Origin of the sequence: Flagellimonas aquimarina, assembly GCF_003149745.1 — a bacterium.
Lineage (GTDB): Bacteria > Bacteroidota > Bacteroidia > Flavobacteriales > Flavobacteriaceae > Flagellimonas > Flagellimonas aquimarina.
Genome location: NZ_QGEG01000001.1, coordinates 952,568 through 967,223, shown reverse-complemented (window position 1 = coordinate 967,223; position 14,656 = coordinate 952,568). Strand labels below are relative to the sequence as shown.

18 protein-coding genes are annotated in these 14,656 nt (G+C 38.4%); 12 read left to right on the top strand and 6 right to left on the bottom strand.

Going from position 1 to position 14,656, the window contains the following annotated elements; translation table 11 throughout:
- Positions 1-32: 32 nt before the first annotated feature.
- The 3 genes from DKG77_RS04445 to DKG77_RS04435 all read left to right on the top strand — a co-directional run bounded on the left by DKG77_RS04445 (position 33) and on the right by DKG77_RS04435 (position 2,055).
- Positions 33-386: an arsenate reductase family protein gene (locus DKG77_RS04445; RefSeq protein ID WP_109660573.1), complete on the top strand. Its 354-nt coding sequence runs from the start codon at positions 33-35 to the stop codon at positions 384-386.
- Positions 383-1,276: a DMT family transporter gene (locus DKG77_RS04440; RefSeq protein ID WP_109660571.1), complete on the top strand. Its 894-nt coding sequence runs from the start codon at positions 383-385 to the stop codon at positions 1,274-1,276. The genes DKG77_RS04445 and DKG77_RS04440 overlap by 4 nt, the downstream gene beginning before the upstream one ends.
- A 113-nt stretch (positions 1,277-1,389) precedes the next feature.
- A complete protein-coding gene (locus tag DKG77_RS04435; RefSeq protein WP_109660569.1) occupies positions 1,390-2,055 on the top strand; it encodes an SMI1/KNR4 family protein in 666 nt (221 codons plus the stop codon).
- Positions 2,056-2,062: 7 nt separating this feature from the next.
- On the opposite strand, the gene DKG77_RS04430 is transcribed toward DKG77_RS04435, so the two are convergent.
- Entirely contained in the window at positions 2,063-2,536 is a 474-nt protein-coding gene (locus DKG77_RS04430) for an acyl-CoA thioesterase (RefSeq protein WP_109660567.1), read from the bottom strand.
- Between the two features lie 116 nt (positions 2,537-2,652).
- Between DKG77_RS04430 and DKG77_RS04425 the strand changes: the two genes are divergently transcribed.
- Complete coding sequence (locus DKG77_RS04425; RefSeq protein ID WP_109660565.1) at positions 2,653-3,630, top strand: NAD(P)H-dependent flavin oxidoreductase; 978 nt, start codon at positions 2,653-2,655, stop codon at positions 3,628-3,630.
- An 11-nt stretch (positions 3,631-3,641) separates the two neighbouring features.
- On the opposite strand, the gene DKG77_RS04420 is transcribed toward DKG77_RS04425, so the two are convergent.
- Together DKG77_RS04420 and DKG77_RS04415 are read right to left on the bottom strand one after the other, a co-directional pair.
- Positions 3,642-5,297 (bottom strand): FAD-dependent oxidoreductase, encoded by a 1,656-nt coding sequence (locus tag DKG77_RS04420; RefSeq protein WP_109660563.1) that lies wholly within the window; start codon positions 5,295-5,297, stop codon positions 3,642-3,644.
- 3 nt (positions 5,298-5,300) lie between these two features.
- Positions 5,301-5,576, bottom strand: coding sequence for a UBP-type zinc finger domain-containing protein (locus tag DKG77_RS04415; RefSeq protein WP_109660561.1), 276 nt, complete (start codon positions 5,574-5,576; stop codon positions 5,301-5,303).
- Positions 5,577-5,666: 90 nt separating this feature from the next.
- Between DKG77_RS04415 and DKG77_RS04410 the strand changes: the two genes are divergently transcribed.
- The 8 genes from DKG77_RS04410 (at position 5,667) to DKG77_RS04375 (ending at position 10,938) form a co-directional block, all read left to right on the top strand.
- Positions 5,667-6,668 (top strand): bestrophin family protein, encoded by a 1,002-nt coding sequence (locus DKG77_RS04410; RefSeq protein ID WP_109660559.1) that lies wholly within the window; start codon positions 5,667-5,669, stop codon positions 6,666-6,668.
- Entirely contained in the window at positions 6,668-7,627 is a 960-nt protein-coding gene (locus DKG77_RS04405) for a YheT family hydrolase (protein ID WP_109660557.1), read from the top strand. The genes DKG77_RS04410 and DKG77_RS04405 overlap by 1 nt, the downstream gene beginning before the upstream one ends.
- Before the next feature lie 115 nt (positions 7,628-7,742).
- On the top strand, positions 7,743-8,222 hold the full coding sequence (locus DKG77_RS04400; protein ID WP_109660555.1) for a c-type cytochrome: 480 nt from the start codon (positions 7,743-7,745) through the stop codon (positions 8,220-8,222).
- A gap of 83 nt (positions 8,223-8,305) precedes the next feature.
- Positions 8,306-8,797: a hypothetical protein gene (locus DKG77_RS04395; RefSeq protein ID WP_109660554.1), complete on the top strand. Its 492-nt coding sequence runs from the start codon at positions 8,306-8,308 to the stop codon at positions 8,795-8,797.
- 94 nt (positions 8,798-8,891) lie between these two features.
- Positions 8,892-9,602 (top strand): lipocalin family protein, encoded by a 711-nt coding sequence (locus tag DKG77_RS04390; RefSeq protein ID WP_109660552.1) that lies wholly within the window; start codon positions 8,892-8,894, stop codon positions 9,600-9,602.
- Positions 9,603-9,637: 35 nt separating this feature from the next.
- Entirely contained in the window at positions 9,638-10,000 is a 363-nt protein-coding gene (locus DKG77_RS04385; protein WP_109660550.1) for a YciI family protein, read from the top strand.
- A 9-nt stretch (positions 10,001-10,009) separates the two neighbouring features.
- Positions 10,010-10,600, top strand: a complete 591-nt coding sequence (locus DKG77_RS04380) for a DinB family protein (RefSeq protein WP_109660547.1) — start codon at positions 10,010-10,012, stop codon at positions 10,598-10,600.
- A 59-nt stretch (positions 10,601-10,659) separates the two neighbouring features.
- The gene (locus DKG77_RS04375; protein WP_109660546.1) at positions 10,660-10,938 is read left to right on the top strand and encodes a hypothetical protein; all 279 of its coding nucleotides are present in this window, start codon (positions 10,660-10,662) and stop codon (positions 10,936-10,938) included.
- Positions 10,939-10,943: 5 nt separating this feature from the next.
- Here the strand turns inward: DKG77_RS04375 and DKG77_RS04370 are convergent, their stop codons facing one another.
- From DKG77_RS04370 to DKG77_RS04360, 3 genes are all read right to left on the bottom strand, one after another.
- Entirely contained in the window at positions 10,944-12,524 is a 1,581-nt protein-coding gene (locus DKG77_RS04370; protein ID WP_109660544.1) for a SulP family inorganic anion transporter, read from the bottom strand.
- 79 nt (positions 12,525-12,603) lie between these two features.
- A complete protein-coding gene (locus tag DKG77_RS04365) occupies positions 12,604-13,578 on the bottom strand; it encodes a phytanoyl-CoA dioxygenase family protein (protein WP_207785434.1) in 975 nt (324 codons plus the stop codon).
- A 140-nt stretch (positions 13,579-13,718) separates the two neighbouring features.
- Entirely contained in the window at positions 13,719-14,642 is a 924-nt protein-coding gene (locus DKG77_RS04360) for a nicotinic acid mononucleotide adenyltransferase (RefSeq protein WP_109660542.1), read from the bottom strand.
- Positions 14,643-14,656 lie beyond the last annotated feature (14 nt).

The window sequence follows — 14,656 nt, the reverse complement described above, 5'->3', positions numbered from 1 at the left end:
TTTGAATTCTTAATGACCTAAGAATTTTTAGAATGAAAAAGATTTATCATTTGGGCAGTTGCTCTACCTGCCAACGTATTTTAAAAGAATTGGAGCCCCTGGATGGAGTCTGGTTACAAGAGATAAAAACGGAACCAATGACTGCGGAACACCTAGAAGAAATGAAAAACATGTCTGGGAGCTATGAATCTTTATTTAGCAAAAGAGCCATGCTGTATCGTCAAAAAGGACTGCACGAACAACAGCTCATTGAAGAGGATTATAAAAATCTCATTCTGGAACATTATACTTTCTTAAAAAGACCAGTGGTTCTTATTGACGGTGAAATCTTCATTGGGAATTCCAAAAAGGTAGTACAGGCTGCTAAAGAGGCACTTCATTCATGAGCAAAAGAACGCTAGCAATTTTGGCGGCCATAGGTGCCACTACCATTTATGGGATCAACCATACTATTGCTAAGGGTGTTATGCCCCATTATGTGGGGCCTTTTGGATTTATAATGCTGCGCGTGGTAGGTGCTGCCATCCTATTTTGGGGCATTTCATTTTTAGGACCAAAAGAAAAAATTCAAAAAAAAGACTGGGGCAGAATATTGGTTTGCGCCATTTTGGGAATGGTCATCAATATGCTGGCGTTTTTTAAAGGCCTACAACTGTCAACGCCCATAAATAGTGCAGTTTTAGTAACCATCACCCCAATTATCGTTGTAATTCTTTCTGCATTTTTTCTAAATGAAAAAATCACCTTGAACAAGGGACTTGGTATATTCTTGGGGTTTATTGGGGCAATAGCCTTAATACTTTTTGGAGCAGAAATACGACAAGATGCTCCCAATATTCCCCTAGGGAATTTTCTTTTTATAGTAAATGCAACATCTTATGGCGCTTACCTTATTGTTGTAAAAAAGTTGATTGAAAAATACCATCCATTTACATTGATGAAGTGGTTGTTTACCATTGCGGTAATCATTAATTTTCCTATAACCTTGCCCGAATTTATGGAGATAGAATGGTCTACTATTCCAATGTGGGCCTATGGGTCTATTGCCTTTGTTGTTATTGGCACCACTTTTATGACCTACCTTTTTAACGTATTTGCACTTACAGAATTAAAGGCCTCAACCGTGGGCGCCTTTGTATATGTACAACCACTATTTGGAATACTGTTTGCTTTATTTTCCGGAAAAGACCATCTTACCTTGGTCAAAATAATGGCTACTGCAATGGTATTATTGGGTGTTTATCTAGCCAGTAAAAAGCCTAAGCCAAATCCTTGAGTTCTATTTTTATGTACCCCACATGAGGTTTAATGGTTTTGTTGAAGCCATTCATCAATTGAGGTCATAAAAATAGCCTGCTTGATTGTATTTTCATTCTTCTTTAAAGTACAATGACCAATTTCTCCAAACAAATAGACAGCATCAAAAAAAAGCTGACTCAAGCCAAACAAGTCGATGCTGATTTAAAAGTATTTGGTGCCGGCGGCCATAGATATGAAATCTACTCCCCGGTAAGTTTAGCTCAAGTTGAGTTTTTTGAAAAAGAATATTCCATTCAGCTCCCAAGTTGTTACAGGGCCTTTGTATTGCAAGTTGGAAATGGTGGAACATCCTATAAAAACTCTGGGGCGGGCCCCTTTTATGGGATCTATCCTTTTGGAGAAAATGTAGACGATCTAATTTATGGCAATCCTGAGAAATATCTCAAGGAACCTTGCGTCCTAAAACCCACTGTTACCAATAAATACTGGGAAAACATGACCAATATTTTTTTCGACGAAAATATTTCCGATAACGATTATTACAGCGCAATTGGAAAAATCTATAGTGGAATCCTTCCAATTGGATTTCAAGGGTGTTCCTATTTGCACGCTCTTGTTTTGAACGGGATGTACAAGGGTAAAGTGGTAAACCTTGAAATGTCTGCGGAACAAGCACCAAAATTTGCCCATGAAAAGAATTTCCTGGACTGGTATGAAAGATGGCTCGATGAAGTTATCTCTGGAAAGCTAATCACCGTTTCCCCAAGCTGGTTTGGCTATGCAAAGAAAAACTGAAAAAAATTTACAAATCCTCCGGAATCTTGAAAAACTTTCGAGTATCAGCTTTTGTTAAAGTTTTAAAATCTTCTGCTTTTTCCATTTTATCAAAAGCATCTAAAAACACTTGTGGCAAGGCGGTCAAACTACGTTCTTTTAAATTCATCCAAGCTCCCATCATTTCACAACGGGCAAAATTCTTACCATTGGCATCATAAAAGTCGTGTTGAAATTCAAAGAACATTCCATCCTCACTCATTCCTTTAAAACCAAGGGACACTTTTATCGGTTTTCCTGGAAAGACCTCTTTAAAATAGTACATGTGTTCGTAAAAGACTACTGGGCCAATATTGTACTGTGCCATAGATTTTTGGTTAAACCCAAGTTGACCAAGATATGCCATTCTGGTATGACTCATAAAATTGATGTATGCTGAATTGGCCAAATGTCTATTTGCATCCAGATCGCTCCATCGTATCTCAAATTCTTTAAAAAACATAGTCAGTATTTTGTTATGCATGCATAATAATTGTAAAATTACCATAGTTTTAAAAACTGATTCCAATAAGACGCTATAAATAATCTTATTTTTAAAGATACTTTAACACAAAACCCATGAGCCAAAAAGCCGAATTCATCAAAGACCTTTCTCTACCAGCCGTTGCGGCTCCTATGTTCCTTATCTCAGGACCAAAATTGGTTATCGAGTGTTGTAAAAACGGAATTGTAGGGACTTTTCCTGCACTTAACCAACGTACAAGTGAAGGTTTTGAAGAATGGCTCATTCAAATAAAATCTGAGTTAAAACAGTTTGAAGAAGAAACTGGTAAAAAGCCAGCCCCATTTGGGGTTAATCTCATAGTTCATCCCACAAACCCTAGGCTGCAGGCAGATGTTATGCTTTGTGTAAAACACAAAGTTCCGTTGGTCATTACCTCACTGGGGGCTGTAAGCCAAGTTGTAGATGCCATTCATAGCTATGGTGGTTTGGTCTTTCATGATATCATCAAAAAAAGACATGCCGAAAAAGCTTCCGAAGCCGGTGTTGATGGGCTCATTCTTGTAGCGGCGGGAGCAGGAGGTCATGCAGGCAACATCAACCCGATAAGTTTGATTGCCGAAGTGAAAAAAATCTTCAAAAAAACCATACTTCTTTCAGGTTGCATTAGTACTGGAAGAGACATAGCTTCTGCTATGCAAATGGGTGCGGACCTGGCCTATATGGGAACACGTTTTATAAACTCTGAAGAAAGTAAAGCACCAGAAGAATATCGAAAAATGATAATTGATGCCGGAGCAAGTGATGTGGTTTATACTGCAGCCATTTCTGGAGTGCATGCCAACTTTTTGGCACCAAGCCTTCAAGCCGCCGGTATTACCCAGGAGGATCTTAAAAAGGACCATAAAATTGATTTTGGAAAGGAATTGGACACCGAAGCCAAGGCATGGAAAACAATTTGGTCTGCTGGCCAAGGGGTAACCACAATTGAAAATGTAATGCCTGTTTCTGAACTGGTTAACACTTTAAAGTCTGAATTTAAAACGGCTATCGAGGAACAAGCGAAACTCTTGGAAACTTATCCGAAGGAATAAGAACAGCAAAGTTAGGTTTCAACCGTTTCCGTATTCTTCAAATCTGCCAGAAATTGATGAACCTGACTCACGCACATTGATCCTTCTCCTACTGCAGATGCAACACGTTTTACAGAGCCTTTTCTTACATCGCCAACGGCAAAAAAGCCAGGAATACTGGTTTCCAATGATTGAGGCTCTCTATTGGTATAAATAGAACATTTGTATAGTTCTTCTTGTTTTATCCCTGGACCCGTACATATGAAACCTTTTGCATCTGTAGCAACCAATCCTTGTAGCCATTCCGTGCACGGTCTGGCGCCAATAAAAGTGAACAGATTTGTAATGTTTTTTGATGTTTTTACCCCCGCTTTATTTTCTAAGACCAATGATTCTAGGTGATATTGCCCATATAGTTCCGTGACTTGTGTGTGTAAATGCACAAATATATTTTCCGCTGCTTCAATGCGCTGTACCAAATAGTCGCTCATCTTTGCTCCCAAATCACCCCCTCTTAATACTACATGTACTTCTTTGGCATGGATTGCAAGAAACAATGCCGCCTGTCCTGCTGAGTTTCCTCCACCAACTACCCCTACCAACTCATTTTTACAGGCTGATGCGTTCATTCCTGTAGCAGAATAATACACTCCACTTCCTTCATACTTTTCAATATTACCAATTGGCAAGCTACGGTAATTTGCCCCCGTTGCAGCCATAATGGCCTTCGTCTTTATGGTTTTATCATTGGTCGCATAAAGAATAAAATGATTCCCTGTATGCTCAATCTTTTCCGCTTTATGCGGAATAGAAATGTTGCATCCAAATTTTTGAGCTTGCACATAGGCCCTATTGGCCAAATCATTACCGGAAATCCCTGTGGGGAAACCTAAATAATTTTCAATTTTTGAACTCTTGCCTGCTTGTCCGCCAGGAGCCTTGCTATCAATAGTGACCACACTTAACCCTTCTGAAGCGGCATAAACACTTCCTGCCAACCCTGCAGGCCCTGCGCCTATTACCAAAAGATCGAACACTTTATCCTCAAAATCCATCAAGACCCCTGAGTAACGTGCCAATTGCTCCAAAGAAGGATTTGGACACACTTTGGCCTCACTATTGATCAAAAAAGGTAAGTCTTCTTTAGAAAGATTAAAGTTCTCTAAAAGTTCAAGGGCAGATTCCGATACATCAACATCTAAAAAGTTATACCAGATATGGTTTTTATCCATGAAATCCCTGATTGCATATGTTTCTTTTGAATTGCCGGAACCTACTAGTTTTATTCCACCTGTGAACTCGGTCAATACGGTTTCTTGGCGAAGCAAAAATGCATTTAATAACACATCACTAATATCACTATGTCTAGCTATGGCTTCCTTTAATTCTTTTGGAGCAATCCGCAGCACACTGGTGTCTCCTTTGGTAACGGCATGAAACTGCGCGCCACGGTTAGAAAGCATACCACTGTCTCCCGTAAATTCATTCTTTTTATGTGCTACGATAATTGCGTTATCATTGTATGGATCTTCAATAGAAACCTCCCCTTCAAGTACCACAAAAAAATCATACTGTAAATCTCCAAGAGTAAATATTTTTGTCTCTGATAGGTGATTTTCTACTTCTCCATATGTTTTTAAAATTGATATTTGTCTTTGGGTAAGCTCTGGAAAACGGGGATCTTTCATCTTTTAGTATTTAGCAATTGTTTTATGGACATAGCACCACATCCAATTTTCGTTAGGTTCTGCGGAGCTAACGACGGGATGGCCGTGCGAACTGAAATGTTCACTAGCGTGTTTGTTAGGCGAGCTATCACAACACAAGGTTGTTCCACATTCTTGACAGGTGCGTAAATGCACCCATGTATCACCAGTTTTTATACATTCTTCACATTCATATCCATTTGCTTTTTTCACTTCTGAAATAGCCTCAAGATGTTCACATTTTTTTTGGCGTAACCCCATAACTTAAAAATACGACAAACTTCCCTTTCAAATTTTAAGCAAAAGACAAATATCAAAGATTTAAGTATTTTTAGTACTTAATCAATTGCCATGTACATTAAAAGAAATATTAGCTGGGGTATTATTATAAGGTATGCCTGGAAAAACCTCATCTTCTTCACTGTTTATGCAGGAATCATTTTTTATCTATACCATTTTTTAAACTGGAAACATATTGACATCCCCTTTCAACCTCTCTCCGTTATCGGTATAGCGGTTGCTTTTTATATTGGCTTTAAAAACAGCCAGAGTTATGATCGTTTTTGGGAAGGAAGAAAAATTTGGGGCGGTATTGTCAACTATTCGAGAACATGGGCCAACAATGTATTGAGCTTTGTGGAAAATGACCGAAACGCCCAAATTACACTAATCTATAGGCACCTTGCATGGATCAATGCGCTTCGAATTCAACTAAGACAGCCTACAAGCTTTTCAATCAAAGAAAATAGAGCGGTTGAACGTTTATTTGATAGACATGGTGAAAGAAACCCTGTTTGTAGTGGGATGGATATGTTTTTGTCCCCCGAAGAAGTAGACGGTTTGGAAAACAGAAAAAATGTTGCCACACACCTTATAAAGAAACAAGGACTACACTTGAAAAAATTATTGCAAGAAGGAAAAATAACAGAATTTGACAAGCAAGTTTTTCATAGTAGTTTAGAGGAGATGTACAATCTTCAAGGAAAATGTGAACGTATAAAAAACACCCCTTTCCCAAGGCAATATGCGCATTTTAGCACCTTGTTTACCTGGATTTTTATTCTTCTGCTACCTTTTGGGCTTCTTAATGTTTTTGAAACCCAATTAAAAGAAATAGAGGTAGGTCATAACTGGTGGTATATTGTATTGATGATTTTCTTTTCAGTTTTAATCTCATGGATGTTTATTACTATGGATAAGGTTGGAAGCAATAGCGAAGACCCATTTGAAGGCCGCATTAACGATGTCCCGATGACTGCTTTGTGCAAGACCATAGAGATTGATCTAAGAGATATGCTTGATGAGAAAAACCTGCCAGAAAAGGTGAAGCCACAACACAACATTTTGTATTAATGCCCTTAGTTTCTAGCTCGTACAAACCCCCTTTTTTTTTTAGGAATGGACATATCTCCACCATCTATGCAGGTCTTATTAGAAAGGTGACCGGGGTTGTTCAAAAAAGAAAAAGACTTGAGCTTTCAGATGGGGATTTTTTAGATCTAGATTGGAGTTTAACCAAAACCCCAACGCAAAAACTGGCCATTCTTCTCCACGGCCTTGAGGGAGATGCACAACGACCCTATATAACAGGGAGTGCCAAGCTCTTTAATAAGCATGGTTTTGATACTTGTGCAATTAACTATCGTGGATGCAGTGGAGAACCCAATATTCTGTACAAATCTTATCATTCTGGTGCAACGGAGGATCTTAGTGAAGTTTTAAACCACATCATAAGAACCAAAGATTATTCAGAAATCTATTTAAAGGGTTTTAGTTTGGGCGGAAACTTGCTGCTCAAATATTTAGGGGAAACAAACCAAGTTCCAACAGAAATTAAAGCTGCTGTTGCAGTTTCGGTTCCTTGTAATTTGCATAGTTCCTGTGAGCAATTGTTGACTTCGAGGAACATATTGTACGCTAAGCGATTTAAAAAACATCTTTTAGCCAAGCTTAGACAAAAGCAACATTTGTTCCCTGAACTTATTCCTGATGTTGATATAAAGGCCATTGAAACACTTAAGGATTTTGATGATATCTACACCAGCAGAGCTCATGGTTTTAAAGACGCCCTGGATTATTATAGAAAATGTAGTTCGCTTCAAGTTTTATCAAATATTACGGTTCCAAGTTTAATCATTAATGCAAAAGACGATTCTTTTTTAGGCGCTGAATGCTATCCTTACCTTGAAGCTGAAAACAATCCCAATCTATATCTAGAAGTTCCTAAATATGGAGGTCATGTTGGGTTTTGGGGCAAAAACAATATTACCTATACGGAAAGAAGGGCCTTTGAGTTTTTTACCTCGAACTAAAATTGAATCCATACATAATCCTAAGCAGGGAATAACAAAAATGAGAAAAATGTTATGCCCTAATTAACTATCTTAGTGGTTCAAAATTCAACAAACTACAACTGAAATTAATAAGATGAGAAAAATACTCCTGTTATTGGCATTGGGTGCTTTTATAGCAAGCTGCGGCGGAAAAAAAGAAGAAAAGAAGGATGGTTTTGAAGTAAGCCGTACCAAATCTCAAGACAAAAAAACACAGGAAAGTGAAGGAGTGCCTGTGGATTTGAATAACAAAGGCATTGGCCCCATTAAAAATATTGATTTCCCCGATGATATAGATACAGAAATGGCCGCTCGTGGCGAGGCTAAGTTCAATGCTATTTGTGTTGCTTGCCATATGGTAGATCAGCGTATGATCGGTCCTGCCATGGAAGGTGTTTTTGAGCGCCGAAGTCCAGAATGGGTAATGAACATGATCATGAACCCTGATGAGATGTTGCGGGAAGACCCAATTGCAAAAGCTTTATTAAAGGAATACAACAATGCTATTATGCTTAACCAAAATCTAACTGAGGCAGAAGCTCGGGATTTGGTGGAGTATCTGCGCACACTCTAAATAAAGATATAGCATAGAAAAATGCTGTTGTTCCTTTTAATAGGTATAACAGCATTTTTTTATGTCGATAACTTTATCAAGTCATGATCATTCAGTTTAAAAAATATAGGGATAAGCAAAGTACACTTACCTGTATTAGGTCAGATGGAACTAGAACATGGGACAAATTGCAAATGGATTTTGAGTTACATGACCTTGCCCATTTTGCAATAGAAACTGAGTTGGGCTTTACAAATGCATTTTACGGATTACTTGCCAAGGGATATAATATCCAAGATTTTGCACTGCCGTTGGAACAACGCCCCCAAGCATTGATTTCTAAAAACCTCCCTGCGGAGTCATTGCAAACAGAGCATATAGCAAATTTATTGTTGATTGATCATTTTCAAAAAAACATAGGTTCTGATTTCATTAATCAATTAAAGGGGATGTTAAAGCAAAATGACTTGGCCTTTCCAGAAATGCTAACCCAAGAACGTTTAAAGAAAATTAATGACAGTTTCGAGGAATTGATACTAAAATGGTATGCATTGGCGGAAGAAGAAACCATGAGTCTCTTTTTTAACCTTGTTTAGTATTCTTTTATCAGCATTACTATGACCCTCTACTTCATTCCTAATAATTTAAAAAAGAAATACCTTAGTGGATATTGGTACTAAAACTAAACTCATGAAAAAGTATGCACTAGCACTATTGATTTGTCTTCTTTGTTTTTCTTTACAAGCACAAACGTTATTGGGTGCCTGGGAGAACACGGAGTCCACTTCAGGCGGCCAACTAAAAAACGTAGTTGTCTTTTCTGAAAAACACCAAGTATCTACATGGTATAATATGAACACGGGAGCTTTCATAAGCACTAATGGCGGCAGTTGGTCTTTGAACGGCACTACTATTACCGAAACTGTGGAATTTGATTCCAAAACCCCTGATCGTGTTGGCTCTCAAGTGTCTTTTGATATTGAACTTTCTGAAAATACCTTGAAAATAGAAGGAATGGACAAAGTTTGGACCAGAATTGACAACAATGGCCCTGGCGCATTGTCCGGTGCCTGGCTAATGTCTGGTCGTAAACGCAATGGGGAATTCAGAACCAGAAATACGGACCAACCACGTAAAACCATGAAAATACTTTCTGGCACAAGGTTTCAGTGGATTGCTTACAATACAGAAACCAAACAATTTATGGCAACAGGCGGCGGCACCTATACTACCATTGATGGTAAATACACAGAAAATATAGAGTTTTTCTCGCGGGACAATTCTCGGGTGGGAGCAAGCCTTCAATTTGGTTTTGAAGTAAAGGATGATGATTGGCACCATTCCGGGTTTAGTAGCAAGGGTGATCCACTTTATGAAGTTTGGAGCATCCGAAATCAATAATGGTTATCTTTACTTCTCTTTAAGAAAATGTAAAAATGAAAGCAGCACTGATATTCTCTTTGATCCTATGCGTCCCTTTCCTCATATTTTCACAAGAAGATGAATCTGTAAAACCTAATTTCATTGCCCTTTATACTTTGGGCGAAAGCTGGGACATGGAAAAACAGCCTAGCGAACAGCTATACTTTGAAGAACATTCAGGGTTTTTATCAAAATTGCGAAAGGAAAAACATATTGTTTTAGGCGCTCGTTATAGCGATACCGGAATGTTAATTTTGAAGGCGGATAATTTAGAAGCTGCCCAAACGATTCTTTATCAGGACATCGCACTTCAAAAAAAACTATTTAATGTGACTGTTTATCCTTTTAATGCTTTTTATAAAGGGTGTATTGAATAATTTTAATTTATGAAAATATATATTTTACTTCCTATTCTTATTTTGACGTTACAGATGCAAGCACAACAAGAAGAACTTCCCTATCATGAAATTCCAGAATATCCCGACGATTATGGCCCTGGAAATGTAGTTGCCAGAATGATTGATGGGCTTGGCTTTCGTTATTATTGGGCAACAGAGGGACTAGGACAAAAAGATCTGGATTATAAAGCTTCTGAAGAGGGTAGAACAATTTTTGAAACCCTTCAACATATTTATGGCATGTCTGAAATGATCATGAATGCCCCTGAGTCCAAACCCAATGTTAGACCCATGGATATTTCTGCGCTCACCTATGAAGATTTACGCAGCGGGACGCTAAAAAACCTCCATGCGGCGAGCCAAGCTATGGCCGGTAAAAGCGCCGCTGATTTTGAAAATTTTAAGGTCATTTTTCAGCGTGGTGAGAAACAAACTCCTTTCCCCTATTGGAATATGATCAATGGAATGTTATCGGATTGTATCTATCATGCAGGACAAATAACATTGTTGCGAAGGGCTTCGGGGAACCCCATCAATCCAAACGTGAGTGTTTTTAACGGTAGACTTAGAACCAATTAAAGAGCTAAGGGTTCTGTAACAAAACTCTATTTTCCGCTACCCATAACTAAAAGGGTTATATGGGATATTCGGGACAACCTATGAAGGTGGTAAAAGCAAACAGGGCTTTACTCAAAAAAAAACGAACTTTTAAAGAAATCAGAGAAGCATATATAGGCTACGCGGGTGAAACCAAACTTCATTTTAAAGAACGTACCCCTTTTGAACAACAAAAAATCAGAGATAAAATCATTGGGCAAGCCAAAAAAGATAGATTACAGGAAATAAGGAATTACTTGGCTGCCTTTTTTATCTTATGTCTTTTAATTTTTGCAGGGTATTTGTTTTTTTCAAGCTAAGCTTGCTAATCAATCTTATCTACCACCACCTTGTACGTTGGATCTTCAAGAACATTGACTTCAATAATGTCCCGTGCATTTTTTAATAAACGTATACAGTCTTTACTCAGGTGTCTTAGATGAACCTTTTTACCTGCTTTTGCATAGCGTTCTGTAATTTTATTAAGTGCTTCAATTCCTGACATATCCGCAACACGACTTTCCTGAAAATCTATAATTACCTCATTTGGGTCGGTCTGTATATCAAATTTTTCAGCAAACAACGTCGTAGATCCAAAAAACAACGGTCCATAGATTTCATAGTGTTTTACTCCATCTTCATCAATATATTTTCTTGCACGTATTCGTTTTGCGTTTTCCCATGAATATGCCAATGCAGATATAATTACTCCCAATAAAACAGCAACTGCAAGGTTATGCGTAATGGCAGTAATCAAGGTTACCAAAACCATTACGATAACGTCCGAATTTGGCATTTTTCTAAAAGTTTTGAAACTGGCCCATTCAAAAGTTCCAATGGCCACCATGAACATTAACCCTACCAAAGCTGCCATTGGCAACTGCTCAATTAGGCTGCTGCCAAACATGATAAACACCAGGAGCATAACTGCCGCAGTAATTCCTGAAAGTCTTGCTCTTGCTCCCGAAGAGGTGTTGATCAAACTCTGGCCTATCATGGCACAACCTCCCATTCCAGATAAGAACCCAGATAGAATGTTGGCAGTACCCTGAGCAACACACTCCTTATTTCCGCTACCACGTGTTTCTGTAATTTCATCAATAATATTTAGCGTCAATAAACTTTCAATAAGTCCTACTCCAGCTACAATCCCTGCGTATGGAATTATGATTAAGAAAGTATCCCAGGTCATGGGAATGTTTGGAATGGATATGGGAGGAAATCCTCCCTTGATACTTTCTCCTTCTTGCATAGTGTCCGCAACAGTAAGCGTATCAATTCCAAAACCAATAACTAGTGCAGAAACCACTACAATTGCTAAAAGAGATGAAGGAACGGCTTTTGTCAATTTTGGAAAGCCCCAAATAATGAGCATGGTCAACAGTGTTAAGCCTAACATGGTATATAATGAAACGCCTGTAAGCAACTCATCCGTTCCTTTCTGATAAAAGTTAGGGAACTGAGCCATAAAAATGATGATGGCCAAACCGTTTACAAATCCGAACATTACTGGATGGGGAACAAGGCGAATGAATTTTCCCAACCGAAGCAATCCCGCCAAAATTTGAATGACGCCGGCTATAATAACGGTGGCAAATACATAATTTAATATGGTTGTGGGCTCTATACCTGGAAAAGTTCGTTTTAGTTCTAAAATCAATCCAACAAAAATCACCGCTACGGCGCCCGTAGCTCCTGATATCATTCCAGGGCGACCTCCAAGAATTGAAGTTACCAAAGCCAAAACAAAGGCCGCGTACAATCCCGTCAATGGTGAAAAACCAGGAATCAATGCAAAGGCAATGGCCTCAGGAACCAAGGCCAAGGCCACGGTCAGTCCTGATAGTACTTCTGTTCTGTAGTTAACTTTCTGGGAAAAATCAAAAAGGTTAAGATACTTTTTCATCTAATGATTTAAGCGGGCAAAAATACCACTAATACCTTAACCCACCATATGTAGGTTCATTTTTAGGGATTTGATGATCTTACCAGTTTTTTAGGCCCAATAACTTCTCTCCCAGTGTGGTTAATTTTGCAGTTTCATACTTGTTCCTTTCCCAGTTTCTTGGATCTCCTGGAAACGCATACCCTTCTGGAGCAATTCTATTTTTCCATGAGTTAATTCGCCATTGACGTAATTCTTCATTGTTTTCTTCAGCTGGCATCATAGAGATGTATTGGGCGATTCTTACCTTGTTGCCAGATTTGTTAGGTCTAATTCCATGAGGTTCGGTACTGTTAAATATCAACAAATCCCCAGCCTCCATTTTCACTTTTACAATTTTGTCTTCCAAGCCTTTTAAATCGGGTTGAAAATGGTCCCTGTCTTCAGGTTGGGTCAATTTCCATGTGTCATAATTACGATACAACCATGGTATGCATTGAAAACCTCCCATATTCTCATCTGTTTGATCTGCCAGTGCAAGTACGCCCTGAACATTTTGGGGTTTGGTTTCTGGGTCATAATCCCAATGGATAAACCCTTTTTTATCTACCCCAGGTTGCAACGGGAAATTCAAGTTTGCCCTGTCAATAGTAACCCAAAGTTTTTCGGTCCCCCAAACGTCCACAAAAGCATCATATACTTTTTGTATTTGTCTATTGTTCCATAAATGTTGGTGGTTATAGACCTCCACCATTCCGGTTCCCGTTAGTTCTTTCATTTTCATTTCGGCACGAGGGGGTGCGTACCACGTTTCAGGATTATCAGGGTCCTTTTCATCAAATTCCCATAAAAAGTCTGCTGTTGCTTTTACTTGTTCAATTGGCACAGCATTTTTTACCACAATGTATCCATTATGTATCCAAAATTCCCAATCCTCTTCTGAAAGCACCCTAAGTTTCTTTCCATTAGATCTATCATTTAATTTTTGACTGCTGCTGGTTGCTGTGGACGGATTGCCAGGAATCTTTTCGTGGGCCTTGTTGGCCATTTCCAAATTTTGTTCCTCAGTGTTCATAACCAGTAAATTACAAAATATCTGGGTACGTACTATCCTAACAAAAAAAGAACCGCCCCAAGCTGAGATGCTTGAGGCGATTCTTAACTAAATAACCAACCAAAAAACTTGTATACGTAGTCGAACACTACTATTGTTCCTTACATTTTTCTTTGTCGAGTAACGTTCATTATGGAATTTTTAACTTTTGAACGTTTTTTGCCAACATTGCCGTTCGACTTTAAATATTGTTTGTACCCTCTTCCCGTAAATTCGTATACCGTTCCACTGGACACATGATACAACTCAATAGTACTATCATTAATAACGTAGAGCTCAAAATAATCATTGCCCAAGAAGTCATAATCCAGTGTTAAAGTTTTTAGTGTGGCATCATTGGCAACATCAAACACTTCATAATCCCCTTCATAATCCCATACCAAATTAACAATGGGGGTTCCTATACCATCTACCGAAGACCTAAAAAATGTATCATTATTTCCTGATAGAAACTGAAGAAAGTTTTCATCATCAAATTCATTTAATGCTCCTACTTCACTAGTAAAAGTCTTTTCCCATGCTTCGTACTCTTGCAAAAAATAATTGATGTTGTCATAGAAAACCAAATCGTAGTCAAAATTGGATCGCTGATATCCTTTAAGGATATAGGAAGTATCGGAACGGGAATCATAGAGTTCCAGCGTATTGTTGTTCACAGCATAAACATCTAGCAACCAAAGTCCGTCCACATCATGATCAATTTCTACAACTCCATTTAATGTTCCATAGGATCCAACATCAATGCCCAATCCATTTCCTGTTTTACCTATTCCTACAATATTGTTATTGGCGTAGATAATTCCTCTCTCAAAAGAAATTGTAAATGCGCGTTGTAAAAAAGGCACCTCTCCGTTACCCCTTGTTGCATTAACATCTACGTACCACAAATCGAACGATTCTAACACCAAAGCGGTATTAAAAGGCGATTCTTCAATAAAGTCATCTTCAAATACGACTTCTGTGTAACAAGAACTGGCCAAAAGGCCTATAAATAAAATTCCAAATAGTAGTTTTCCAATCTTCATAATTCAGGTTTTTG